Consider the following 23,582-nt stretch of genomic DNA (forward strand, 5'->3'; position numbering starts at 1 on the left):
TTTTTGTTTTTTTGTGTTTTTTTTTCTTTACCGCTCGTTTGGGGGGGGGGGGGGGGGGGTTTTGGGGGGGGGGGGGGGGGGGGGGGGGGGGGGCGGGGCCCCCCCCCCCCCCCGCCCACCCGTGAACTCACCACGTAAGGTCGCGTAGAGATGTCCGCCTTCAGACGCCGCAAAGGCACCCTCCCCCGCCTCGCCCCCGAACTCGACGACGTCGACCTCGGCCGGGTCCGGCAGCGCGTGGAGAAGTGCTGGTCCCGTGGACAGCTCGACATCGCGGTCGTCGCCTCGGTCGAGCAGGTGATCGACGAGGCCGGAACGGACTGGGACCGCAAGGCGCACCGCCTGGAAGTGCTCGCCGGGGCCGCCGGACGGGCGCTGCCGGGCATCTGGCAGCGGAACAACCCACGAAACCAGAACGCCCTTCTGCTGCGCGCCTGGTCCGATCTCCTTTTCGCCCGGCAGCAGGGCTCGACGGACGACCTTCGCGGCATCCGCGAGACCTGCCGCACCGCGGCGGACCTGCTCCCCGCCGACCCCACACCCTGGGTGCTGACCCTGGCCACGCTGCGGATCGAGCGACGGCCCTACGCGGACCTCGCGGGGGTCTGGCAGGAGATCAAGGCCCGCGACCCCTGGAACAGGGAAGCCCACCTCCAGGCCCTGCGCTACCTCTCGCCGGACGAATGCGGCTCCACCTCCCAGGTCCTCGACCTGCTCGACGGGATGCGCTCCGTCATGCCGGCCGACGCCCCCACAGCGGGCCTGGAGCTGATCTCGCTCGTCCTCGGCTACCAGCGCACCGTGTCCGCCGGAGGTGTGGCCGCCCTCGGCGCCGGTGACCACTGGCGGCGGCCGCAGGCGGCCAAGGCCATCGACCAGGCGGCACAGGACTGGCCGCGCCCCGGCTTCCTCCACCACGCGGCTTCCCGCGCCGACCTCAACACCCTGGCGTACGCCCTGGTGAAGGCGTCCCGCACCGCCGAGGCCGCCGCGGTCCTCAGCGCCACCAACGGCATAGCCACCCCCTGGCCCTGGAACGCCGAAGGCGACCCCCTGACGACGTACTCCCACTGGCACACCCGATTGGTGAGCGGGGCGCGCTAGCCGCCGACCGACGGTGGGGGCGTACGGGGAGGGAGCGCGACGGGAGGCCCCGACGGATCGGGGGCCCTGCGACTGCCTACTGCGGCAGGAGGGCCCGGACGGTCTTGCCGCCGTTTCGCCGCGGCGCGACGCTGACGCTGCGCGCCAGGTGCTGCACCATCTGCCAGCCGAAGCCTCCGGTGTCGCCGGTCAGGTCCGGCTGACGCATACGGGGCCGGCGCGCGCTCGGGTCGACCACGGCGATCTCGATGCCGTGCGGCCGGGCGACCAGACGGAGCGAGCAGACACCTCCGGCGTGACGTACCGCGTTGGTGACCAGTTCCGAGACCACCAGAACGACGGTTTCCGCCGTGTCCGGCTCCACGGCCGGGGCCATGGAGTCGAGGAAAACGCGGGCAGCCTGACGCGCTCGTGCCGGAGTTGCCGGCCGTCCCTGGAAAAGAGTGGTGGCCGCCGGGACGATGGCGGTGGTGCTGCTCAGTGTGCGGTTCATCAGGCTCACCCCGGTCCGATGTTGTGCGTGGTGACTGCCTACGGAGACCGCGTGCCCCTGAGAGTGGGCCGCTAACATCCGCGACCGGCTGATGAGACGACCGCACCGCATCGGCGCACTAGTTTCCGCGGTTCCGCGGTTCCGCGGTTCCGCGGTTTCCGCGATCGCGGCATGCGGCGCCCGGGTGTCCGTCGGTGAGCGGGTGCGTCGTCGCTGATCGGCGCCTGTTCGATAGCGCTGCGATTCCCGGTATTCGCGTATCCGGGTGTCCGGTATCTGTGCGGCGGCCGTCCTCAGGAGCCGGTGCCGGAGCCCGTGGGCTGGTTCCGGTCGGCGGCGGGGCGGCGCAGTTCTTCGTTGAGCCGCTGGGCTTCCTGGAGCTGGTCCTCAAGGATGATGATGCGGCAGGCGGCGTCGATCGGGGTGCCCTGGTCGACGAGTTCCCGGGCGCGGGCCGCGATGCGCAGCTGATAGCGGGAGTAGCGGCGGTGGCCGCCTTCGGAGCGCAGCGGCACGATGAGGCGCGCTTCACCGAGCGCCCGCAGGAACGCGGGCGTGGTGCCGATCATTTCCGCGGCGCGGCCCATCGTGTACGCGGGGAAGTCCTCGTCATCGAACTTGTCGGCGGTGTTCGGTGGGGTCTCTGAAGTCATTTGCACCTCGTTGTGGGCGTGATGGGGCTGATCGGGCTGAAGGGGCTTGTGGAGCGGTGGGTCCGGTCCGGCGGGTGAGGGGGCTCCTCGGTGTGGACACCGACGACGCATCGAGGGGCCCTGGTACCTAACGGCACCAGGGCCCCGAGGGGTTCAACACCATCTACCGGCGCCCTGCGCCGGCCTTCTGTTTCCGCATGCGCGTCCGAGCGGACGGGGATGCGGGGATCGCGGTTGCTTGACCGGGGACCACCTGCCAATCCGGGGTCTGCGGTACCCGAGCGAACTGGATCCTCGCTCGGGCGATCCTGATGGCGTCTGCTCCTCTCCTGTCTCGTGCTGCCTCTTCCGGCTCTTCCGGAACTTCGATCGGAGATCCTGCGCGGCGGCTCTGCAGCCGCCCGACCCGACAACCAGCCGAGGGACCCTCCTTCACTTCCTGGCCCCACGCCTCCGCTGTCGTGCCGTGTTGCGCGGCAGGTCGTCTCTGCCGCCTCTGACTGACTTCGATGGCTACGGGAGAAACACTAGCCACGAGGGCGGTGAATGTCTATCCCCGTCGCCATAGATTTCCCTCTGTTGCAGGAACAGACCCGTGGTGGGCGGCGTGTCGCCGGTGGGCGGGCGGTGTGGGGGTGCCGGTCGCGCTGCGCGGGTGCAGCGGTGGGCGACGTGACGGATGGACCCCGGCCGCCCCTGCCCTTTACCGGCCTTCGCCGGCGTCCCCGAGTCGCCGGTCCATGCTCTTCCGGGTCCGCGTCGGAGCGGCGACACCGACGGCGGAGGCATATCTAATGCCGCAACTACAGAAATAGCCGTGGCGGCGGCGTGGGTTTTTCCCCCGACCCGGAGATATTCCCGAGAATCTGCCGTGTGGGCCTGCTGGTTGCGTGCTACTGTCGATTTCAGTTGCAGTTGTGGTTCCCAAAGACTTCAAGTGCCCTCGATGGACTCCGCGTCGATCGAGAGCACTTTTGTATTTCCGGTTTCCGGACGGGGCAATCATCGCGGCGACGCGGGGCACGCACGGCGTGGGCCCCGGGCACTGCCCCTAAGGAGATATGACATGGCTACTGGCACCGTGAAGTGGTTCAACGCGGAAAAGGGCTTCGGCTTCATCGAGCAGGAGGGCGGCGGCGCCGACGTCTTCGCCCACTACTCGAACATCGCCGCCCAGGGCTTCCGCGAGCTGCAGGAAGGCCAGAAGGTGACCTTCGACGTCACCCAGGGCCAGAAGGGCCCCCAGGCCGAGAACATCGTTCCCGCCTGACGCTGACGCGTACGAAGCTGGGGCCCGCACCTTGGGTGCGGGCCCCAGCTCGTTTCTTTTCGGGTAACTCCCGGTGCGGCCGCGACGGCCGCAGGCGATGTGGGCAGCCTGTCAGGCGCTCGAACCGCCATGCTGCGGCAGGACACAAGTCCGCCCAGCTCGGATCCGGCATCCACAATGCCGCCCTTCGTGGTCGATCCCGATCCCCTTGGACGCGGCGGGTTCATTTATTCGCCCCGCTTCGTTTTCTTTTTACTTCGGTCCGTCCTTGCGATTCTTTTGTGCGCGGCTTGGCGCTGCCGGGAATTCCTCGACGTACCGCTTCGAGGAAGGTTCCGCATGAACCGCACAGCCCGTAACGACCGCTACTCCCGTACCCGCTCCGGCGGCGGTGCCGGCCGCAACGGCCGCGTCGAGGGACAGTCCCCGCGCCGCTCCGGCGGGCCGAGCCGCTCCGGTGGCCAGGGACGCTCCGGCGGCCAGGGACGTCGTCCCGCGCTCCAGGGCGAGTTCGCGCTGCCCGTCACCGTCACCCCGCCGCTGCCCGCGGCCGAGTCGTTCGCCGACCTGGACATGCCGGCGCCCCTTCTGGCGGCGCTCACCAGCGAAGGCATGACCGTGCCGTTCCCGATCCAGGCGGCGACGCTGCCCAACTCCCTCGCCGGCCGCGACGTGCTGGGCCGCGGCCGCACCGGATCGGGCAAGACCCTCGCCTTCGGACTGGCCCTGCTGGCCCGCACCGCCGGTCAGCGCGCCGAGCCGCGTCAGCCGCTCGCGCTGGTCCTGGTGCCCACCCGCGAGCTGGCCCAGCAGGTCACCGACGCCCTCACCCCCTACGCGCGGTCCCTGCATCTGCGGATGGCCACGGTCGTGGGCGGCATGTCCATCGGCCGTCAGGCCGGCGCGCTGCGCGGCGGCGTCGAGGTCGTCGTGGCCACTCCGGGCCGGCTCAAGGACCTCATCGAGCGCCGTGACTGCAGCCTGGACGAGGTGAGGATCACCGTGCTGGACGAGGCCGACCAGATGGCCGACATGGGCTTCATGCCGCAGGTCACCGAGCTGCTCAACCAGGTCCGCGCCGGCGGCCAGCGGATGCTGTTCTCCGCGACCCTCGACCGCAACGTCGACCTGCTGGTCCGCCGCTACCTCGAGGACCCGGTGGTGCACTCTGTCGACCCCTCGGCCGGTGCGGTCACGACGATGGAGCACCACGTCCTGCACGTGCACGGCGCGGACAAGCACGCCACCACGGTCGAGATCGCGGCCCGTGACGGCCGGGTGATCATGTTCCTGGACACCAAGCACGCCGTGGACCGCCTCACCAAGGACCTGCTCGCCAGCGGTGTCCGGGCGTCCGCGCTGCACGGCGGCAAGTCCCAGCCGCAGCGCAACCGCACCCTGACGCAGTTCAAGTCCGGGCATGTGACGGTGCTGGTGGCCACCAACGTCGCCGCCCGCGGCATCCACGTCGACAACCTCGACCTCGTCGTCAACGTCGACCCGCCCACCGACCACAAGGACTACCTGCACCGCGGCGGCCGCACCGCCCGCGCCGGCGAGTCCGGCAGCGTCGTCACCCTCGTCCTGCCCAACCAGCGCCGCGAGATGACCCGCCTGATGTCGGACGCCGGCATCACCCCGCAGACCACCCAGGTCCGCTCGGGCGAGGCCGAACTCAGCCGCATCACCGGTGCCCAGGCCCCTTCCGGCGTCCCCGTCACCATCACCGCACCGGTCACCGAGCGCCCCAAGCGCACCGGTTCCTCGTCGCGCGGCCGGCGCAGCCGTCCCGCCCAGGCCCGCCGCGCCGGCGGTGCGAACCGGCAGGAGAACGGGACCCAGCGCGGGCAGTCCTCCCTCGGCAGGGCCGCGTAACTCCGCAGACGGCCCGTCCGCCGTGCCGGCCCGCGCGGGCCGGCACTCCTTCCGGCTCTCTCCCCCTGTTGAGGAACTATGCGCTGCGTCATCGCCCGCTTCCCCTTCGATCTGGTCAAGAGTGAGGTGCAGGCAGCGATGAAGGGCATCAAGCCCGAGCCCGTCACGGGCGAGTGCGTGATCATCGGCCGCCGTACGTACCCCGTCAAGCAGGTGGGCGAGGTGATCACGCGGCAGGACCGCCGCGACTTCACCGCCGGCGAGGTGACCAGGGCCCTGACCCGTCTCGGCTTCACCTGCCGCGCCACCCCGGCCCCGGCCGCGGAAGCGGCCACGGCGACCACGTCCGGCCTCGGGTCCACGTCCCTGCCCCCGCTCGGGCAGGGCTCGGGGTTCCTCGGGACCTTCGAGGACGGCGCCGTCTTCGAGGAAGGCTCGCGCGCCTTCTGAGATCGGCGCCGGTGCGCTGACCACGGGCGAAGAACGAAGAGGGCCCCGATCGGACATCGATCGGGGCCCGCCGCGTAGCCGGGCAGCAGCGCGCCGCTGCTCGCTGAAAGCGCTATATAGGGGTGGTTGCCCGGCACGGGGGCGCCTGCCCGGCGAAAGCGTGATGAAGGGGTGACGTCCCTCTTCGAAGAGGGACATCAGACGCCTGACGTGTCTGCTACCTCATCTCTCGGCCACCCCAGCAGCGGTGACCTTTGCCACGTGCATGCCCATGTCACGGCAGGACCCGGATGCGCATGCCGACCCGGCGGCATCGAGCCTGCCGAGCCATTTCCCAGGACAGCCGCCGACCAGGTCGATGGACAGCAGGTGGGCCGCCGGACGGGCCTACGACGGCCGTGGAGGGCCATCCACAGGCCGTGCACTCTCTGTTACCTGCCTCTGCCCCGCGATCTTGTCCGGTGTTGCAGCTTCCGGAACAACCCCGAGCGGCAGGCGCCCCGAAGGTCGCAGCGCGGAGACCGGGATCCGACATCGGATACTCGCTCCACTGTCCACCTGACCTGCGCAAACACGGCGGGAGTGAACCGCTGGGCGCCGGAAAGGGGCCCTCCTGGCCGATACGGACGAGGAATGGCCGCTTCTCGCCTGCGGTGCGTACCCCAGTTCGACCATGAGTACACTCGCCCACCATGTGTGAGGCCAGCCGGATCATGAAACGGCAGAAAATACGCGTTCATCAGCCATGCGCCGACGCTTCGGGTCGGCGCGGGAAGGTCCTGCGCAGCTCCGCCGTCGCGGTCGGATGTGCCCCCCACCGGGAGTTCACCGCTGACCACCGGCAGGCATCCTCCACCACCGCCACGTCCCTCGGCACATCCACCATCGCCTCCGCCCGAAGACGCCATCGGTCGGCCGACGCCGAGGACACCGCGGTGGTGACGTGAGGCGCCGCGCGAACAGGGGACGGCACGCGCAGTCCCGGGATCCTCGTGGGCATTGGCTGCTGTTGATCCTGGTACTCCCCGTGATGTTCGGAGCACTGCTCTTCGAGGGCTGGACCACCCACGAGGTCGACGCCGCGAAGACGCGGAAGGACTGCACCACCCCGGTACCCAAGGCCGTCGAGAAGGGCGGCCCGGTGGTGAACATCGACAAGGGCCGGGTGCAGACCGCCAAGATGCCGGCCCGGACGGTGGCGCTGACCTACGACGGCGGCCCGAACCCGGTATGGACGCCGCGCCTGCTGGACCTGCTGCGAAAGCATCACGCCCACGCCACCTTCTTCCTCTACGGCGCCGAAGCGGCCAAACACCCGGACCTGGTACGCCGGATTCAGGCCGAGGGCCACGAGATCGGGTCGAACACCTACACCGGTGCCGCCATGGGTTCCGCGTCGGCCGTCCGCTCCCAGCTGGAGCTGTCGCTCACACAGAAGGCGCTGGCGGGCTCCGCGGGCGTCCACACCGGGCTGCTCCGGATGCCGCAGACCACCACGTCGGACACCATGTGCGGCGCCGAGTGGCGGGCCGCGCGGGACGCCACGGCGGAGGGCTACACCCTGGTCGCCGCCGATCAGTGGTTCCGCAAGCCGGCGCTGGGAGCGGTCAGGCAGTTCAGCCAGAACGACACCGCGTACGCGGACACGGCAAGGCTGCTCAAGAACCCGGGTGTCGAGAAGTTCACGACCGTCACGTCCGGCATCGGACTGCCCTCGACCGAGAAGCCGGTCTCCACCTTCGAGCGGTGGGAGGGCAAGGCCCTGATCTGGATCAAGGCCCTCGGGAACGCCTTCGTGCGCGGCATGACCTGGGTGCTGGGGATCGCCGGCGCGCTGGGAGTGTTGCGGCTGGTGCTGCTGGTCTTCTTCGCCCGTGCCCACGTCCGCCGTCTGACGCGGTTCCGCCCCCGCGCACCCTGGCTGCGGGAGGTCGTCGACCCGGTGACCGTCCTCGTACCGGCCTACAACGAGGCGGCCGGTATCGAGTCGACGGTCCGCTCGCTCCTCGCGTCCACGCACCCGCAGTTGCAGGTCATCGTGATCGACGACGGGTCGACGGACCAGACGGCGGACATCGCCACCTGGATCGACGATCCCCGGGTCGTGGTCATCCGGCAGTCCAACGCGGGCAAGGCCGCAGCACTCAACACCGGTCTGGCCCACGCCAGGCACGACGTCGTGGTGATGGTCGACGCCGACACCGTCTTCGAGTCGGACGCCATCTACCGGCTCGTCCAGCCGCTCTCCCACCCGGCGGTGGGTGCGGTCAGCGGCAACACCAAGGTCGGCAACCGGCGCCGCCTCCTGGGCAAGTGGCAGCACCTGGAATACGTCTTCGGCTTCAATCTCGACCGCCGGATGTTCGAGGTGCTGGAGTGCATGCCGACGGTTCCTGGAGCCATCGGCGCCTTCCGCCGGGACGCGGTGATGGGCGTCGGCGGCGTCAGCGAGGACACCCTCGCCGAGGACACCGACCTCACGATGGCCCTGTGGCAGGCGGGCTGGCGGGTGGTCTACGAGGAGACCGCCGTCGCCTGGACCGAGGTTCCGACCTCGCTCAGCCAGCTGTGGCGGCAGCGGTACCGGTGGTGCTACGGCACGCTCCAGGCGATGTGGAAGCACCGGCACGCCGCCGTCGAGGTCGGGCCGGCCGGCCGCTTCGGCCGCCGTGGCCTGAGCTACCTCGCGCTCTTCCAGGTCGCCCTGCCGCTGCTCGCGCCGATCGTCGACATGTTCGCCCTGTACGGGGCGCTCTTCCGCGGTCCGCTGCTGTCGGCCGGGGTGTGGATCGGCTTCCTCGCCCTCCAACTGGCCTGCGCCGGTTACGCGTTGCGGCTCGACGGTGAGCGGCTACGGGCGCTGTGGGCGATGCCGTTCCAGCTCTTCGTCTACCGGCAGCTGATGTATCTGGTGGTCATCCAGTCCGTGGTGGCCTTCCTGCTCGGCACCCGCCTGAAGTGGCACCGCATGCACCGCTCCGGCACCGCGGCACAGGAGATCGGGCAACCGCTCGCGTACGAGAGCCTGTCCTCGTCCTCGCGATGACGGACGACGGCGGGGCGCCCACCCGGCTGGGTGGGCGCCCCGCCGTCTCGCGGGCACCCTGACAGCGTTCGGCCCCGGCCTCATCGGCGCCGGCCTCATCGGTCCCTCACGGAACGGAACGGGCCGGCCGGTCATATGTGAAGGTTGCCCGGATCTCTCGGGTGTACGGCAGGCGTCGCCAAGGTGAACTGGATCACCGCTATGCCCCCGCACCCCCTCTCACCAGGCATTTCTCACGTGCAGAATTCTGGACTGTTTGGTGAAGAGCACGTGGGCGGGCAGACTGCCGCCCATGACTGATTGGCTGGAGGGGCCGCCCAACCAAGGCTGGCGAGGCGACGGGGAGGCTGCGCCCGTCGGCACCGGACAGGTGTGGAGCCAGGCCGCCTACCCGTCCCACACGGGCCCGCCACAGTCCCCCCACAGCCCTCCGCCCGGCTACGCGCACAGCATCGACGCGTACGCCCCGGGCACCCCGAACCTTCCGGACCGGCTCGACGGTCACCGGGGCGGCGTCGCGACCGCCGCCCGCCCGGTGCGAGGACCGGGCGGCGGCCCTGGCGCCGGCGGCCGCACCCCGAGGCGGCGGGCCGCCCCCGCACGCCCCAGCCGGCGCCGCCGGCTCACACGGGGCGCGATCCTCCTTGCCGGCGTGCTCCTCGTCACCTCCGGCGGCACGTACGTCTGGGCCGACACCGAACTCAACCGCGACGTGGACCTCACGAAGATCGCGGGCCACCCGGCGCCGGGCGCCGGAACCAACTACCTGATCGTGGGCTCCGACAGCCGTGCGGGCCTCTCCGAAAAGGCCAAGAAGGACCTGCACGCCGGCGGCTCGGCCGACGCCGGCCGCCGCACCGACTCGATGATCCTGCTGCACACCGGCGCCCACGGCACCACGATGATGAGCCTGCCCCGCGACTCCTGGGTGACCGTCCCGCCGTACATCCGCCCCGAGACCGGCAAGCACTACGCCGCGTCGAAGAACAAGCTCAACGCGGCGTTCTCGCTCGGCGGCCCCGACCTCCTCGTGCGGACCATCGAGCACAACACGGGCCTGCGCATCAACCACTACGCGGAGATCGGCTTCGCGGGCTTCGTGGGCCTCGTCGACGCGGTCGGCGGCGTGCAGATGTGCCTCGACAAGGCCGTCAAGGACGAGAAGTCGGGTGCGGACCTCAAGAAGGGCTGCCATGTCCTCGACGGCCGCACGGCCCTCGCGTTCGTCCGCCAGCGCCACCAGGAGGCCGAGGGCGACCTGGGCCGCAGCCAGAACCAGCAGAAGTTCCTGGCCGCCCTCGCCGACAAGGCCGCCACCCCCGGCACCCTGCTCGACCCGTCCAAGGTCTACCCCACGATGAGCGCGGGCCTTGACACGCTCATCGTGGACAAGGACATGGGCCTGCCGAGCCTCACCGCGCTCTTCAAAGCGATGAAGAACGTCACGTCCGGCAACGGCAAGCGCCTCAACGTCCCGGTCTCCGACACCTCCTTCGCCACCCCCAAGGGCAGCGCCGTGAAGTGGGACCTTCCCCAGGCGAAGCGAACCTTCACCGAACTGCGCGACGACCGGCCGGTAACGCTCCCCGAAAAGCCCTGACCGGGCCCGCCCCTGACGGGCAGTCCGGGTCGGCTGACCGCGACCGCCTCGCGTGCGGAGCGCCGTTCCGGAATCCGAGACGGAGATCGAGCCGGACGGCAGAGCGGACTGGCTAGCATCTGGGCGTAGAGGAGGAGCCATGGCACTGGGCCGCAAGGGAGCACGACGCATCGTCGTCGACGGCACGACCTACCGCTGGCGGCTGCGACGCAGGCCCACTTACAGCCAGGCCCTGTGTTGGTCACCGTGCACGTTCGCCGTGGAACACGCGGACCACCCGGGCACGACTCTCGTGGTCACCACCAACCGACCGCACGCCGGCAACTGGTTCGAGCGGCCGGCTGACCCGGTACTGCCCTCCGACGTCTCCCACGCCATCGAATCGGCCCTCCGACAGGGCTGGCGCCCCGAACTCCAGGGCTCCCCGTTCCACCTCGACCGGTCCGCCGGCTTCGCGCCTTCACCCTGAACCGATGCGGTCGTTGCTCGGGGTCCCTGACGTACCCAGTCGGATTGCAGAACCGTGCCCCGCCGCTGATGAACGCGACGGGGCGTGCGCGATGCTCGGACTGCGCGTTGAACTATGCGAGGTTCAGGTCGATGACCTGGTAAAAGGCGTTGCCGGTGTCGGCGACTTCCCACACCGACAAGAGCACGTGGTACCCGTTGCGGTCATCGGGCAGCGTGACGCTGTGGACGGTCGGGCTCTCCGGGATGAGGTCGTTGGCGTCCCAGTACGGCTGGCCGCTGTTCTGGAACGTGGCGATCGGCTCAGGGGAGAACTGTTGCCGCGTCAGGCGCGCCCCCGGGTCCCAGCCGCTCCTGGTGAGGAAGTAGTTCCACCGCCGGGTCTTGTGCGCGGCGTGGTAGTTCCAGGCGATTTCCAGCGCCTGGCCGGCGCGCACCTGGTGCTTGTGCCAGTCCTGGTGTGAGTCGGGTTCGTCGAGCTTGGCAGCGAACTCTTGGCCCGCGCTGGCGATCCGGCCATCCTGGGGCGGCTCGGCGTTCACGGTGTCGTCCGGGGCGAAGGGGTCCGTGAGGCCGGCTTCCGTCCGGGGGAAGAACTTGCCCGCCTCCAGACCGGCCGCCTGCCAGTCCGCGAGGTGGAGTTGAGCCCTGGACTCCGGGCTGGTCACCGATCCGTGTCGCGCTTCCAGTGCCACAGCGATCTCCTTAGCGACGCGCAGGCCGACACGGCGTCACCCTGCGTACGCATGGTATCCGCGTGGTTACTGAGTGTGCTTGCACTGTCCGGGTACACGCCTGCCGCTGCCCGGGGTGAACTGGGGGCGCCGAAGGGGGCCTTTGGGGCCGAAGAGAAGACCGCAAACCTCGAAGGGCCCCACCGCAAGCGGTGGGGCCCTTCGAATCGTGCCCGGTGAGGCACTGGCGGAGGATACGAGATTCGAACTCGTGAGGGGTTGCCCCCAACACGCTTTCCAAGCGTGCGCCCTAGGCCACTAGGCGAATCCTCCGCCGCAAACAATACAAGACGTTGGGGAGTGCTCGCGAACATGATCCGGAGCCGGGGTCCGGGAGGGGGTCGGGGGCGAGGTTCGGGTGGGGCCGGGGTCGTTTCCCGGCCGGGGGATCCGCTACTGTGGTGCGCAGCCCCTCACGTGGCGCTATCTGACTGAACTCCCCCAGGGCCGGAAGGCAGCAAGGGTAGGTCGGCTCTGGCGGGTGCGTGGGGGGCGCTTGCGTTTGCGGGGGCGGGTCGGTTGTCGGTGCGGGCCGATATCGTCGTATGCGTGTCGTCCCTTGCGCTGTACCGCCGCTACCGACCCGAGACCTTCGCCGAGGTCATCGGGCAAGAGCACGTAACCGATCCGCTGCAGCAGGCGCTGCGGAACAACCGCGTCAACCACGCGTATCTGTTCAGCGGGCCGCGTGGCTGCGGCAAGACGACCAGTGCGCGGATCCTGGCGCGCTGCCTCAACTGTGAGCAAGGTCCCACTCCCACGCCGTGCGGAACCTGCCAGTCCTGCGTGGACCTCGCGCGCAACGGCCGCGGTTCGATCGACGTGATCGAGATCGACGCGGCGTCGCACGGTGGCGTGGACGACGCCCGTGAGCTGCGCGAGAAGGCGTTCTTCGGCCCGGCGAGCAGCCGCTACAAGATCTACATCATCGACGAGGCCCACATGGTCACCTCGGCGGGCTTCAACGCCCTGCTGAAGGTCGTCGAGGAGCCGCCGGAGCACCTGAAGTTCATCTTCGCCACCACCGAGCCCGAGAAGGTCATCGGGACGATCCGGTCGCGTACGCACCACTATCCGTTCCGGCTGGTGCCGCCCGGGACCCTGCGGGAGTACCTCGCCGAGGTGTGCGGGCGTGAGTCGGCCTCCGTCGAGGACGGGGTGCTGCCCCTCGTGGTGCGCGCGGGCGCCGGGTCGGTGCGTGACTCGATGTCCGTCATGGACCAGCTCCTCGCCGGTGCGGGCGAAGACGGTGTGACATACGCCATGGCGACGGCGCTCCTGGGCTATACGGACGGCTCGCTGCTGGATTCGATCGTGGAGGCGTTCGCCTCGGGGGACGGGGCGGCGGCCTTCGAGGTCGTGGACCGGGTCATCGAGGGCGGCAACGATCCGCGGCGCTTCGTCGCGGACCTTCTGGAGCGGCTGCGGGATCTGGTGATCCTGGCGGCCGTGCCGGACGCCGGGGAGAAGGGGCTGATCGACGCCCCGGCCGATGTCGTGGAGCGGATGACCGCGCAGGCTTCCGTCTTCGGTGCGGCGGAGTTGAGCCGGGCCGCCGATCTGGTCAACACCGGCCTGACGGAAATGCGCGGGGCGACCTCGCCGCGGTTGCAGCTGGAGTTGATCTGCGCGCGGGTGCTGCTGCCGGCGGCGTACGACGACGAGCGGTCGGTGCAGGCGCGGCTGGACCGTCTGGAGCGGGGCGCGGGCGCGGCTGCCCTGGGCGGCGGCGCCATGGGCGGAGCGCCCGGCGGGGGTGGAGCCGGAGCGCCGGTGGTTTCTTCCGGTGGCGGGCCCGCGGCCGGCTACGTACCCGGTCCGGAGGCTCATCCGGCGGCACCGCCCGCCGGGCCGTCCGGTCCGGCGGCGGCGCGCGCCGCGGTACGCGGAGCTGCCGGCGGAGGGCCCGGAACGACCGGCCCGTCCGGTCCTGGGGCGCCGGGTGCGTCTGAGGGGACGCCGCCGGGGGCGGGTGTGGAGCATCAGCGGGCCGACGGCGGCGCCGGTGCCCCGGGGCCGCAGGCAGGGCAGCACGATGGTCCGCAGGACGGTCCGCAATATGGTTCTCCGGTCGGTCCGCAGGGCGGGCAGGAAGCCGGCCCGCAAGGTGGTGAGCGCGGGGGTGCGCCCGCGCGGCCCGGTGCGTGGCCGGGGAGCGGGGGGAGCAGCTCCGTACCCGGCGGTGCGGACGGTCCTGGCGGTGCGGCCGGTGACAGTGGTCCCGGTGGTCCTGGCGGTCCCGGTGGGGCGAACGGTTCCGCTGGTGGCGAGGAAGCGTCGACTCGGCCGGGAGCGTGGCCGGGGAGCGCCGGAGCCGGTAGCGGCAGTGCCGGTGGCGGGGCGCGACAGCCCGGAGGCTGGCCTTCGGCAGTGGCCCCGGGACAGGGCGGCCAGGGACCGCAGGGAGGCGCGCCCGCCGGGCCGCCCGCCGCGGGTGGGCCCTCGCAGCCCTCGCAGCCCGGACCCGCGCAGCAGCCGTCGCAGGGTGGGCCCCCGTGCGGGGGCGGGCAGGGTGCCGCCCAGGTGCGGCAGATGTGGCCGGACATCCTCGACGCGGTGAAGGGCCGCCGACGTTTCACGTGGATCCTCCTGAGCCAGAACGCCCAGGTCTCCGGTTTCGACGGCACGACCCTCCAGATCGGCTTTCCCAACGCCGGGGCGCGTGACAGCTTCGCCAACGGCGGGAGCGAGGACGTGCTCAAGGAGGTGCTGGCCGAGAAGTTCCAGGTGCAGTGGCGGGTCGAGGCGATCGTCGACCCCTCGGGCGGTACGAACCCGCCGGCCGGCGGCGCTCCGCGGAGCGGTGGCGGTGGTTTCGGCGGAGGATCGGGCGGTGGCTACGGCGGTGGCGCTCCCGCCGCGCCCCAGCAGCCGGCGCCTCAGCAGCCCCCGCAGCACAATCCCCCGGCGCCCGAGGCGTCCACCGGGCAGTACGGGCAGGCCGGTGGCTCCGGTGGCGGAGGCCAGGGCGCCCGGATGGCCAGGGAGGCAGTCTCCACGCCGGCTTCCGGGGGCGGCGGTCAGCATGCTCCCGCGTCGGAGCCGTCGTACGCCCCGGAGCCCCCGCCGATGTCCATCGAGTACGACATGCCGGCCGAGGACGACCCCGATCTCGTCGACTCCGCGCTCAGCGGCCACGACCTGATCATGCGCGAGCTGGGCGCGACAGTGGTGGAAGAGTTCAACAACAACGAGTGAGCGAGCGGGGCAGCCGGCAGTGATCGGAGCGATCCGCGGGCGGAGGGCGGGTTCGGCGCCCCCGGAGTGAGCGGGCCGACGGACCAACCGGCCATGACGAGTGGGCGGCCGCCCCTTGTCGGCCAGCTCCTCCGGCCAGCTCCTCCAGCCAGTCCCTTCGGCCGGCCCCCAGCCCGTCCCGGCCCGTCCCCAGCCCGTCCCGTCCCCAGCCGGTCCCCGGGCTCATCCCCGGCCGGTCTCCGGCCTGCCTGGGTCACTCTTCGGTGTCCGCGCCCGGTACGCCCGGATTGCCGTGGATCGGCGGTGCCGCTGGGGCCTCAGGCGGATCAGGCGCACATCCGTGCTCCTCCGTACGGCGTAGGGCGCGCCGCCCGTGAAACACGTAGGCTCGGGCTACCGCATCAAATAGTTGTCGTATGGCAGGAGTCACGTCGTGATCCCCGGTGGTCAGCCCAATATGCAGCAGCTGCTTCAGCAGGCCCAGAAGATGCAGCAGGATCTCGCGGCCGCCCAGCAGGAGCTCGCGGAGACGCCCGTCGAGGGCTCCGCGGGTGGCGGTCTGGTGAAGGCGACGGTGACCGGCTCCGGTGAGTTGCAGGGCCTGGTCATCGACCCCAAGGCGGTCGACCCGGAGGCCGGCTCGGCGGAGGAGAACGCCGAGACCATCGCCGACCTCGTACTCGCCGCGGTCCGCGACGCGAACGCGAGCGCGCAGCAGCTGCAACAGCAGAAGCTCGGCCCGCTCGCCCAGGGTCTGGGTGGCGGTAGTGGAATCCCCGGTCTCCCCTTCTGAGGAGTAGCCAACTAGCGTACGCAGTACGGCAGAAGAGAGAGAAGACGCTCCGTGTATGAAGGCGTGGTTCAGGACCTGATCGACGAGCTGGGCAGGCTGCCCGGCGTCGGTCCCAAGAGCGCGCAGCGGATCGCCTTCCACATTCTTCAGGCCGAGCCGACCGATGTCCGCCGGCTTGCCAACGCGTTGATGGAGGTCAAGGCGAAGGTCCGGTTCTGCAGCGTGTGCGGCAACGTCGCGCAGGAGGAGCAGTGCCGGGTCTGCCTGGACCCACGGCGGGATCCGACGGTCATCTGTGTCGTGGAAGAGCCCAAGGACGTCGTGGCGATCGAGCGGACACGTGAGTTCCGCGGTCGCTATCACGTACTCGGTGGGGCGATCAGCCCGATCGAGGGCGTGGGCCCCGACGACCTGCGGATAAGGGAACTGCTGGCCAGGCTCGCGGACGGCACCGTCACCGAGCTGATCCTGGCCACCGACCCGAATCTGGAGGGGGAGGCCACGGCCACGTATCTGGCCCGCATGATCAAACCCATGGGGCTGAGAGTGACGCGACTGGCCAGCGGACTGCCGGTCGGAGGCGACCTGGAGTATGCGGACGAGGTCACGCTCGGGCGGGCCTTCGAAGGGAGGAGACTTCTCGATGTCTGATGCCACGCTGCACAACGCGACGCAGAACCCGGATGATTTCGCCGTATCGATCTCCGACTCGATCGAGAGCTTCATCGTCGCGGTGACGGAGGTCGCCAAGGGCGACGAGCCGGACAGCGCGGTGCCGTTCCTGTTGCTGGAGATCTCCCAGCTGCTGCTCACGGGCGGCCGGCTGGGTGCCCACGAGGACATCGTTCCCGACGAGCGGTACGAGCCGGACAGCGGTCCGGAGCCGGACGTCGACGATCTGCGGGAGCGGTTCGCGACGCTGCTCGACCCCGTGGACGTGTACTCCGAGGTCTTCGACCCCTACGTGCCGCGGAGCGAGCCGGTGCCCTGCCGGGTCTCCGACGATCTCGCCGACATCGTCACCGACCTCCGGCACGGTCTGGCGCACTATCGCGCGGGCCGGGTCAGCGAGGCCCTCTGGTGGTGGCAGTTCTCCTACCTCTCCAACTGGGGCCCGACCGCCTCGGCCGCCCTGCGCGCGCTGCAGTCGCTGGTCGCCCACGTACGCCTCGACCAGCCGCTGGACGAGCTGGACGGGCTGGACACGGACAGTGACGACGCCGGCGAGGATCGGCTCGCGGAGGAGGCCGGCAAGGTCATGGCGGCGGAGATCGCGGGACCGCTGGGGCTGCGACGGGTGTGAGTCGCCCGGCGGTCGGGACGATCGTCAGGCAGTCGGCATAGGGGCGGGCGCCTCGGGCACGCGCTGCACGGAAGGGCCGATGAGTCCGGTGGGTCCGGTGTTCCGCCGGCGCGAGCCGGGCGTTCAGGTGGCCCGATGGCTCGACTGCGGCGTGTCGCGTGGCGTGTGACCTGCGTTACGGGCGTATGTGAGCTGGGTTACGTTTCCGTGTGTTCCTGCCCGGAGCGGGCATGTGCTCGCCGGGCAGGCGCAACGGTGCGCCGCGCGAATCCCGCCCCTGGGGCATGGCGATCATCGCGCCCGGTGGCTGAGAAATCAGCGATCGAGCGATGAGTTTCGTGTCTCAGGATGTGGTATTCGCGGGGCGGGTTCCGCTTGCTCGGTAGACTGAGCCGACCGCAGTACCCCCATTTCCGGGGGTCCGGGAGGAAACTCCCGATGAGACAGTTGCGAGGAGCGCACGTGGGCCTTGTCGTGCAGAAGTACGGCGGCTCATCCGTTGCGGATGCCGAGGGCATCAAGCGCGTTGCCAAGCGAGTCGTCGAAGCCAAGAAGAACGGCAACCAGGTTGTCGTGGTGGTTTCGGCGATGGGCGACACGACGGACGAGCTGATCGATCTCGCTCAGGAAGTGTCCCCGATTCCGTCGGGGCGCGAGTTCGACATGCTGCTGACCGCCGGAGAGCGGATCTCCATGGCCCTGCTGGCGATGGCGATCAAAAACCTCGGCCATGAGGCGCAGTCCTTCACCGGTAGCCAGGCCGGCGTCATCACCGATTCCGTGCACAACAAGGCACGGATCATCGATGTCACGCCGGGCCGCATCAAGACCTCGGTCGACGAGGGCAATATCGCCATCGTCGCCGGCTTCCAGGGTGTGTCCCAGGACAAGAAGGACATCACGACGCTCGGGCGAGGCGGGTCGGACACGACCGCCGTCGCGCTGGCGGCCGCCCTGAACGCCGATGTCTGTGAGATCTACACCGATGTGGACGGTGTCTTCACCGCTGACCCGCGGGTCGTGAAGAAGGCCCAGAAGATCGACTGGATCTCCTTCGAGGACATGCTGGAGCTGGCCAGTTCCGGCTCCAAGGTGCTGCTGCACCGTTGCGTCGAGTACGCACGTCGATACAACATCCCGATCCACGTCCGCTCCTCTTTCTCGGGGCTCAAGGGCACGTGGGTCAGCAACGAACCGCAAGGGGACCAGCCGATGGAGCAGGCGATCATCTCGGGCGTCGCACACGACACCTCCGAGGCGAAGGTCACGGTCGTCGGAGTTCCGGACAAGCCGGGCGAGGCCGCGCGCATCTTCCGTGCCATCGCGGACTCCGAGGTCAACATCGACATGGTCGTCCAGAACGTGTCGGCCGCGTCCACGGGCCTGACCGACATCTCGTTCACCCTCCCGAAGGCGGAGGGCCGCAAGGCCGTCGCCGCTCTGGAGAAGACCCGTGCGGCGGTCGGTTTCGACTCGCTGCGCTACGACGACCAGATCGCCAAGATCTCCCTGGTCGGCGCCGGAATGAAGACCAACCCGGGTGTCACGGCGACGTTCTTCGAGGCGCTGTCCAACGCGGGTGTGAACATCGAGCTCATCTCGACCTCCGAGATCCGCATCTCGGTCGTCACCCGCGCCGATGACGTCAACGAGGCCGTGCAGGCCGTCCACACCGCCTTCGGTCTCGACAGCGAGACCGATGAGGCAGTGGTCTATGGCGGCACCGGGCGATGATTCCGGCCGAGGCGGGCCGTCCGTCCCACGCCGTCATCGCGGGGGCGGACGCCCGTACGGCCCGTAAGCCGCATCTCGCCGTCGTCGGCGCCACCGGCGCCGTCGGCTCGGTCCTGCTCGGCATCCTGTCCGAGCGGGCCGACATCTGGGGCGAGATCCGGCTGATCGCCTCTCCTCGCTCGGCCGGCCGCAAGCTGACCGTGCGGGGCGAGGAGACCGAGGTCATCGCGCTCGCCGAGGATGCCTTCGACGGCATCGACGTCGCGATGTTCGATGTCCCGGACGAGGTCTCCGCGCAATGGGCGCCGGTCGCGGTGTCCAAGGGCGCGGTGGTGGTGGACAACTCGGGCACGTTCCGGATGGATCCGGACGTGCCCCTCGTCGTGCCCGAGGTCAACGCGCACGCCGCGCGGCTGCGCCCGCGCGGGATCATCGCCAACCCGAACTGCACGACCCTCTCGATGATCGTCGCGCTCGGCGCGCTGCACGCCGAGTACGGGCTGAGCGGGCTGGTCGTCTCCTCCTACCAAGCCGTTTCGGGCGCGGGCAAGGCGGGCGTGGACACGCTGCGGGCGCAGCTCTCCGCGGTGTCCGGCACGGATCTGGGCACCAAGCCGGGCGATGTGCGACGGGCCGTCGGTGACACGCTGGGGCCGTTCCCGGACCCGATAGCGCTCAATGTCGTGCCGTGGGCCGGCTCGCTCCAGGAGGACGGCTGGTCCTCCGAGGAGCTCAAGGTCCGTAACGAGTCCCGCAAGATCCTGGGGCTGCCGGACCTGCCGGTCAGCGTCACCTGTGTACGGGTGCCGGTCATCACCACCCACTCGCTCGCCGTGCACGCGCGGTTCGAGAACGAGGTCACGGTCTCCGGCGCGCACGAGATTCTCGCCGCCGCGCCCGGCGTGGTGCTCAGCGACGACCCGGCCGAGGGCGAGTACCCCACTCCTTCCGATGTCGTCGGTACGGACCCGACCTGGGTCGGGCGGGTCCGGCGCTCGCTGGACGACGCGCGGGCGCTGGAACTGTTCGTGTGCGGGGACAACCTGCGCAAGGGCGCGGCGCTGAACACGGCGCAGATCGGCGAGTTGGTGGCCGGGGAGCTGCGCGGATAGCGCTTCCGCAGGCGACTTGGCGGAATTGCCCGTCGCGGGCCGCACCGCGTAGGAGATACTTTGTGCACCGTGTGAAGATCCTGTGAGCAGATTGGTGGTCCAGAACGCTTGATCTGGGCTGACGATCTGTTCGACCATTCGCTCCCCGCCGTACTGCAACCGGCAGTTGGCCGGGGGGCGTCTTTGTGGCCGCCCCTCCATGGGTGGCCCGGTGCGTCCGCGGGCCCGTGCGGGGCCCTCGGCGACGGGGTGAATGCGTCGGGATAAATGGTGCATTGAGGAAGAGCTGGTACGCATGAGGGCATTTGATGCATCGTCAAAGACGGCGTCTTGCGCGTACAACCCTTGTGGGGGGAAGCGTGTCCAACAGGCGTGGCAGAGGTACTCGGTTTCACCATCGCCCCAGGGGGGACAGCAGGCGCAACAGTGCGCCCGCCGCGCTCCCGTGTGTCCGGGGGCATGCCAGTGATCGCCCCCTGGCCCACCGCGAGCCCCGCGCAGCTTCCTTCTCAGCGTGGGGACACTGACGACGCGATGGCAGCGGGCACAACAGTCGACCATCTCACCGAGACCTACCGCGCGCACTACCGTTCCCTCCTCGGTCTCGCCGCGCTGCTCCTGGATGACACCGCCTCGTGCGAGGACGTCGTCCAGGAAGCGTTCATCCGCGTGCACTCCGCCCGCGGACGGGTGCGTGAACCGGAGAAGACCCTCGCCTACCTCCGGCAGACGGTCGTCAACCTCTCGCGCTCCGCGCTGCGCCGCCGCATCCTCGGGCTGAAGCTGCTTTCCAAGCCGATGCCCGACATGGCGAGCGCCGAGGAAGGCGCGTACGACCTGCTGGAGCGGGACCAACTGATCAAGGCGATGCGCGGGTTGCAGCGCAGACAGCGCGAAGTGCTGGTGCTGCGCTACTTCGCCGATATGACCGAGGCGCAGGTCGCCGAGACGCTGGGCATATCGCTCGGCTCGGTCAAGGCGTACGGGTCGCGTGGCATCGCGGCGCTCCGCGTCGCGATGGAGGCTCCAGCATGAGTGGCAAGACGTTCGGCCCGTACGACCCGCACGATCCGTTCCGGCGGAGTGATTCGTTCGATCCGCGAGGGAGCCGGGGGCTTCACGCGGTACGAGGAACCGGCGGGGCCCCCGAGGCCCAGCAGGCCCGGGAAGCTCGTGAGGCACGTGGTGTGAGGAAGAGGCTGGGACCGGGCGGCGTGAGCGGTCCAGGAGGTGCGCGGGCGACGGGCTCGCGCAATGCGCCGGGTGAGGCGCGTGGGCTCTACCTGGCGCGAGGGGCGCACGCCGGCCAGGGTGGCACGTCGGGCCCGGAGGGCGGGCGGCAGGCCGCCGGGGCGGGCGAGGACATCGCTGTCGGAGAGATGGCGGCGGGGGGCGGGGGCAGCGCGGACGGTGGCGCCGGGGCCGGTGACGCCGGTGCGGCAAGTGGTGTCGCGCGGCGCGGTGTTGGCAGCGGCCGGGGTGGTGACCTCGGTGACGTCGGCCACGGTGATGCCGACCACGGTGACGTCCACAGCAGGGACGTCGACGGTCGTGACCTTGGCAGTCGTGACAGCGACCGCAGTGACAGCGAGCGCAGTGACGGGGGCCGTGACGCCGGGCCGGCCGCCGTGGTCGGTGCGGGTGCCGACGGTGGGGCCCGGGACCACGCGGGCGCAGGTCACGGAGGCTTCGGCGGCGGGAGTGGCACCGGTCCGCAGACCGGCGGCGGTCTCGACGGCGAGGACGAACTGAGGCAACTGCTGCAGGCCCGGGTCGGCGAACTGCAGCCTGCGCCGGATGCCCTGGAACAGCTGCGGCGTGCGGTGCCGGCCCGCCGTCAGCGTCGTCGGCACGTCGTCGTGGGCGCTGCCGCCGCGCTCCTGCTCGGCGGCACCGCGATTCCCGCCATGATCCATGTCGCCAATTTCCAGGACGGTTCCGAGGACCGCCCCGCCAACGCCGCGAGCAGCCGGCAAACCCAGGGCAACACCGGCGGCGCGCACGGCGAGGGCACCGAGCAGGCCGGCGCGCAGCCGGCCGGCAAGGACGGCAGGTCGGCCGGCGAGGGCAAGCAGGGGGACAAGGGCAAGGCGGCGGAGGGGGACGGCGCGGGCCAGGGCGGCGGCGCCGGCGCTCCCGCTCCGGACGAGACGATGGACGTCACGTCGCCGGTCTGCGGCCGCGATCAGCTCGGCCAGGGCACCGGCTCGGCCGGCCCGGCCGACTCCGAGGGCCGTGTCTACGGCGCGTTCCGGGTGGTCAACACCTCCGGCACCGCCTGCTCGGTCGAGGGCGGCGGCACCGTGGGGCTGATCGCGCAGGGCTCCACCAAACCCGACGACATCCATGTGGTCGACCACACCTCGGGCGACGCTGCGACCGGCCTGCCCGACCCGGCCACCACCCCTGACCAGCTGGTTCTCAAGCCGGGCGAGGCCTACGAGGTCAAATTCGCCTGGATCCCCGAGGGCGACGGCGGCCCGACGGGATGCGTCAATCCGGGCCCGTCGCCGACGCCCGACCCCTCCGACGCTCCGGGGGGCTCGCCGGAGTCCTCGACATCGGCATCGGGTGACGGCGGCCAGGCGGGCGGTGACGACGGAAACGGTGACGGTGGGAGCGCGCCCGCCGCCGTGGTGCTCAGTCATACGCCGGAGGCCGGTGAGCCCGCGGCGGCCGACACCAAGATCCCTGAAGCGTGCGCCGGGACGGTCTACCGCACCGAGGCGCTGGCGGCGGAGTAGCGATCGGGCAGCCCTGGTCATCGGGCAGCCCTGGCCATCGGGGCAACCCTCGTCATCGAGCCGCCCTGGTCCTCACGGACGGGGCCGTTCCGTGGAGGGGGCGGTGCGGCCCCTCCGTTGGGGCCCCGTACCGTGGTGGTGTGTACCGGTTCCTGCTGACCCCGCGGTGGTGGGGGATCAACGTCTTCGCCGTACTGGCGATTCCCTTCTGCATCTTCATGGGCAGCTGGCAGCTGAGCCGCTTCGAGGGCCGGGTCGACACCCACCACCAGCAGGAGGACCGCTCCGCCGACGCCAAGGCAGCGGCCGCACGTCCCCTGGACGACCTCCTGCCGGTGGACAAGGTCACCTCCGGCCGGCAGGCCAGTGCCCGCGGTCGCTACGACACCGGCCACCAACTGCTCGTCCCGGACCGCACCTTGGAGGACAAGCAGGGCCGGAAGCAGGGCTTCTACGTCCTGACCATGCTGCGCACCGACAGCGGCAAGGCCCTCCCGGTCGTACGGGGCTGGCTGTCCGGCGACGCGAACACCGAGGCCGATACGTCCAAGGTGCCCGCGCCCCCGAAGGGCGAGGTCACGGTAACCGGGGCGCTCCAGGCATCCGAGCACCAGGGCACCGACGGTGTGCGGGCCGACGGCGGCCTGCCGCGCGGGCAGCTCGGCATGATCAGCGCGGCGTCGCTGGTCAATATCGTGCCGTACGAGGTCTACGACGGGTGGATCACGCTCACGGACGCCCAGGCCCCGCTGCGCGCCGTCCCGCCGGTGGCCGCGGAGGGCAGCGGGCTGGACCTGAAGGCCTTCCAGAACCTCGGCTACACCGGCGAGTGGTTCGTCTTCGCGGGCTTCGTCGTCTTCATGTGGTTCCGGCTCTTCCGCCGTGAGGCCGAGACCGCCAAGGACGCGGCGCTGGGCATCCTGCCGGAGGAGGACGCGGGTGCGGAGCAGAAGCCCGCCCCCGCCCCCGCCACCCCCTCCGGGTCCTAGAACCGGCCCGCTAGCG

19 protein-coding genes, 1 tRNA gene and 1 other RNA gene are annotated in these 23,582 nt (G+C 70.5%); 17 read left to right on the top strand and 4 right to left on the bottom strand.

Translation table 11 applies throughout. The features are described 5' to 3' along the window. The first annotated feature begins 150 nt into the window (after positions 1-150). Entirely contained in the window at positions 151-1,104 is a 954-nt protein-coding gene (locus ACH4FH_RS37650; RefSeq protein WP_398560490.1) for a hypothetical protein, read from the top strand. Between the two features lie 76 nt (positions 1,105-1,180). Here the strand turns inward: ACH4FH_RS37650 and ACH4FH_RS37655 are convergent, their stop codons facing one another. Further along, positions 1,181-1,597, bottom strand: coding sequence for an ATP-binding protein (locus ACH4FH_RS37655; protein WP_398560491.1), 417 nt, complete (start codon positions 1,595-1,597; stop codon positions 1,181-1,183). 293 nt (positions 1,598-1,890) lie between these two features. Next, positions 1,891-2,250: a MerR family transcriptional regulator gene (locus ACH4FH_RS37660; RefSeq protein WP_398560492.1), complete on the bottom strand. Its 360-nt coding sequence runs from the start codon at positions 2,248-2,250 to the stop codon at positions 1,891-1,893. A 1,066-nt stretch (positions 2,251-3,316) separates the two neighbouring features. Between ACH4FH_RS37660 and ACH4FH_RS37665 the strand changes: the two genes are divergently transcribed. The 6 genes from ACH4FH_RS37665 to ACH4FH_RS37690 all read left to right on the top strand — a co-directional run bounded on the left by ACH4FH_RS37665 (position 3,317) and on the right by ACH4FH_RS37690 (position 10,960). Continuing rightward, positions 3,317-3,520, top strand: a complete 204-nt coding sequence (locus tag ACH4FH_RS37665) for a cold-shock protein (RefSeq protein ID WP_030072012.1) — start codon at positions 3,317-3,319, stop codon at positions 3,518-3,520. A 339-nt stretch (positions 3,521-3,859) separates the two neighbouring features. Beyond that, positions 3,860-5,395: a DEAD/DEAH box helicase gene (locus ACH4FH_RS37670; RefSeq protein WP_398560493.1), complete on the top strand. Its 1,536-nt coding sequence runs from the start codon at positions 3,860-3,862 to the stop codon at positions 5,393-5,395. A gap of 78 nt (positions 5,396-5,473) precedes the next feature. After that, positions 5,474-5,845, top strand: coding sequence for an SCO5918 family protein (locus ACH4FH_RS37675; RefSeq protein WP_398560494.1), 372 nt, complete (start codon positions 5,474-5,476; stop codon positions 5,843-5,845). A 943-nt stretch (positions 5,846-6,788) separates the two neighbouring features. Continuing rightward, positions 6,789-8,891, top strand: a complete 2,103-nt coding sequence (locus ACH4FH_RS37680) for a bifunctional polysaccharide deacetylase/glycosyltransferase family 2 protein (RefSeq protein ID WP_398560495.1) — start codon at positions 6,789-6,791, stop codon at positions 8,889-8,891. A 292-nt stretch (positions 8,892-9,183) separates the two neighbouring features. Further along, entirely contained in the window at positions 9,184-10,491 is a 1,308-nt protein-coding gene (locus ACH4FH_RS37685; protein WP_398560496.1) for an LCP family protein, read from the top strand. A 139-nt stretch (positions 10,492-10,630) separates the two neighbouring features. Continuing rightward, on the top strand, positions 10,631-10,960 hold the full coding sequence (locus ACH4FH_RS37690; protein ID WP_398560497.1) for a hypothetical protein: 330 nt from the start codon (positions 10,631-10,633) through the stop codon (positions 10,958-10,960). A 112-nt stretch (positions 10,961-11,072) separates the two neighbouring features. On the opposite strand, the gene ACH4FH_RS37695 is transcribed toward ACH4FH_RS37690, so the two are convergent. Further along, complete coding sequence (locus ACH4FH_RS37695) at positions 11,073-11,654, bottom strand: lytic polysaccharide monooxygenase auxiliary activity family 9 protein (RefSeq protein ID WP_398560498.1); 582 nt, start codon at positions 11,652-11,654, stop codon at positions 11,073-11,075. A gap of 224 nt (positions 11,655-11,878) precedes the next feature. Continuing rightward, positions 11,879-11,966: transfer RNA gene (locus tag ACH4FH_RS37700), tRNA-Ser, on the bottom strand. Between the two features lie 131 nt (positions 11,967-12,097). Here ACH4FH_RS37700 and ffs point away from each other — a divergent pair. The 10 genes from ffs (at position 12,098) to ACH4FH_RS37750 (ending at position 23,566) form a co-directional block, all read left to right on the top strand. Continuing rightward, an RNA gene (gene ffs / locus ACH4FH_RS37705) (signal recognition particle sRNA small type) lies at positions 12,098-12,196 on the top strand. Between the two features lie 46 nt (positions 12,197-12,242). After that, positions 12,243-14,891 carry a DNA polymerase III subunit gamma and tau gene (locus ACH4FH_RS37710; protein WP_398560499.1) on the top strand — a complete coding sequence of 883 codons (2,649 nt, stop codon included), beginning with the start codon at positions 12,243-12,245 and terminating at the stop codon, positions 14,889-14,891. A gap of 433 nt (positions 14,892-15,324) precedes the next feature. Beyond that, on the top strand, positions 15,325-15,684 hold the full coding sequence (locus ACH4FH_RS37715; protein ID WP_398560500.1) for a YbaB/EbfC family nucleoid-associated protein: 360 nt from the start codon (positions 15,325-15,327) through the stop codon (positions 15,682-15,684). Between the two features lie 51 nt (positions 15,685-15,735). Continuing rightward, positions 15,736-16,335 carry a recombination mediator RecR gene (gene recR / locus ACH4FH_RS37720; RefSeq protein ID WP_398560501.1) on the top strand — a complete coding sequence of 200 codons (600 nt, stop codon included), beginning with the start codon at positions 15,736-15,738 and terminating at the stop codon, positions 16,333-16,335. Continuing rightward, complete coding sequence (locus ACH4FH_RS37725; protein WP_398560502.1) at positions 16,328-16,987, top strand: DUF5063 domain-containing protein; 660 nt, start codon at positions 16,328-16,330, stop codon at positions 16,985-16,987. Before recR ends, ACH4FH_RS37725 begins: the two co-directional genes overlap by 8 nt. A gap of 462 nt (positions 16,988-17,449) precedes the next feature. Continuing rightward, positions 17,450-18,721, top strand: coding sequence for an aspartate kinase (locus ACH4FH_RS37730; protein ID WP_398560508.1), 1,272 nt, complete (start codon positions 17,450-17,452; stop codon positions 18,719-18,721). Next, positions 18,718-19,833 (top strand): aspartate-semialdehyde dehydrogenase, encoded by a 1,116-nt coding sequence (locus tag ACH4FH_RS37735; RefSeq protein ID WP_398560503.1) that lies wholly within the window; start codon positions 18,718-18,720, stop codon positions 19,831-19,833. Before ACH4FH_RS37730 ends, ACH4FH_RS37735 begins: the two co-directional genes overlap by 4 nt. Positions 19,834-20,205: 372 nt before the next feature. Then, positions 20,206-20,868, top strand: a complete 663-nt coding sequence (locus tag ACH4FH_RS37740; protein WP_398560504.1) for a SigE family RNA polymerase sigma factor — start codon at positions 20,206-20,208, stop codon at positions 20,866-20,868. 179 nt (positions 20,869-21,047) lie between these two features. Then, positions 21,048-22,577: a hypothetical protein gene (locus tag ACH4FH_RS37745; protein ID WP_398560505.1), complete on the top strand. Its 1,530-nt coding sequence runs from the start codon at positions 21,048-21,050 to the stop codon at positions 22,575-22,577. Positions 22,578-22,717: 140 nt separating this feature from the next. Then, positions 22,718-23,566, top strand: coding sequence for an SURF1 family protein (locus tag ACH4FH_RS37750; RefSeq protein WP_398560506.1), 849 nt, complete (start codon positions 22,718-22,720; stop codon positions 23,564-23,566). Positions 23,567-23,582: the final 16 nt, after the last annotated feature.

Source organism: Streptomyces sp. NPDC017993 (assembly GCF_044328065.1).
Taxonomy (GTDB): domain Bacteria; phylum Actinomycetota; class Actinomycetes; order Streptomycetales; family Streptomycetaceae; genus Streptomyces.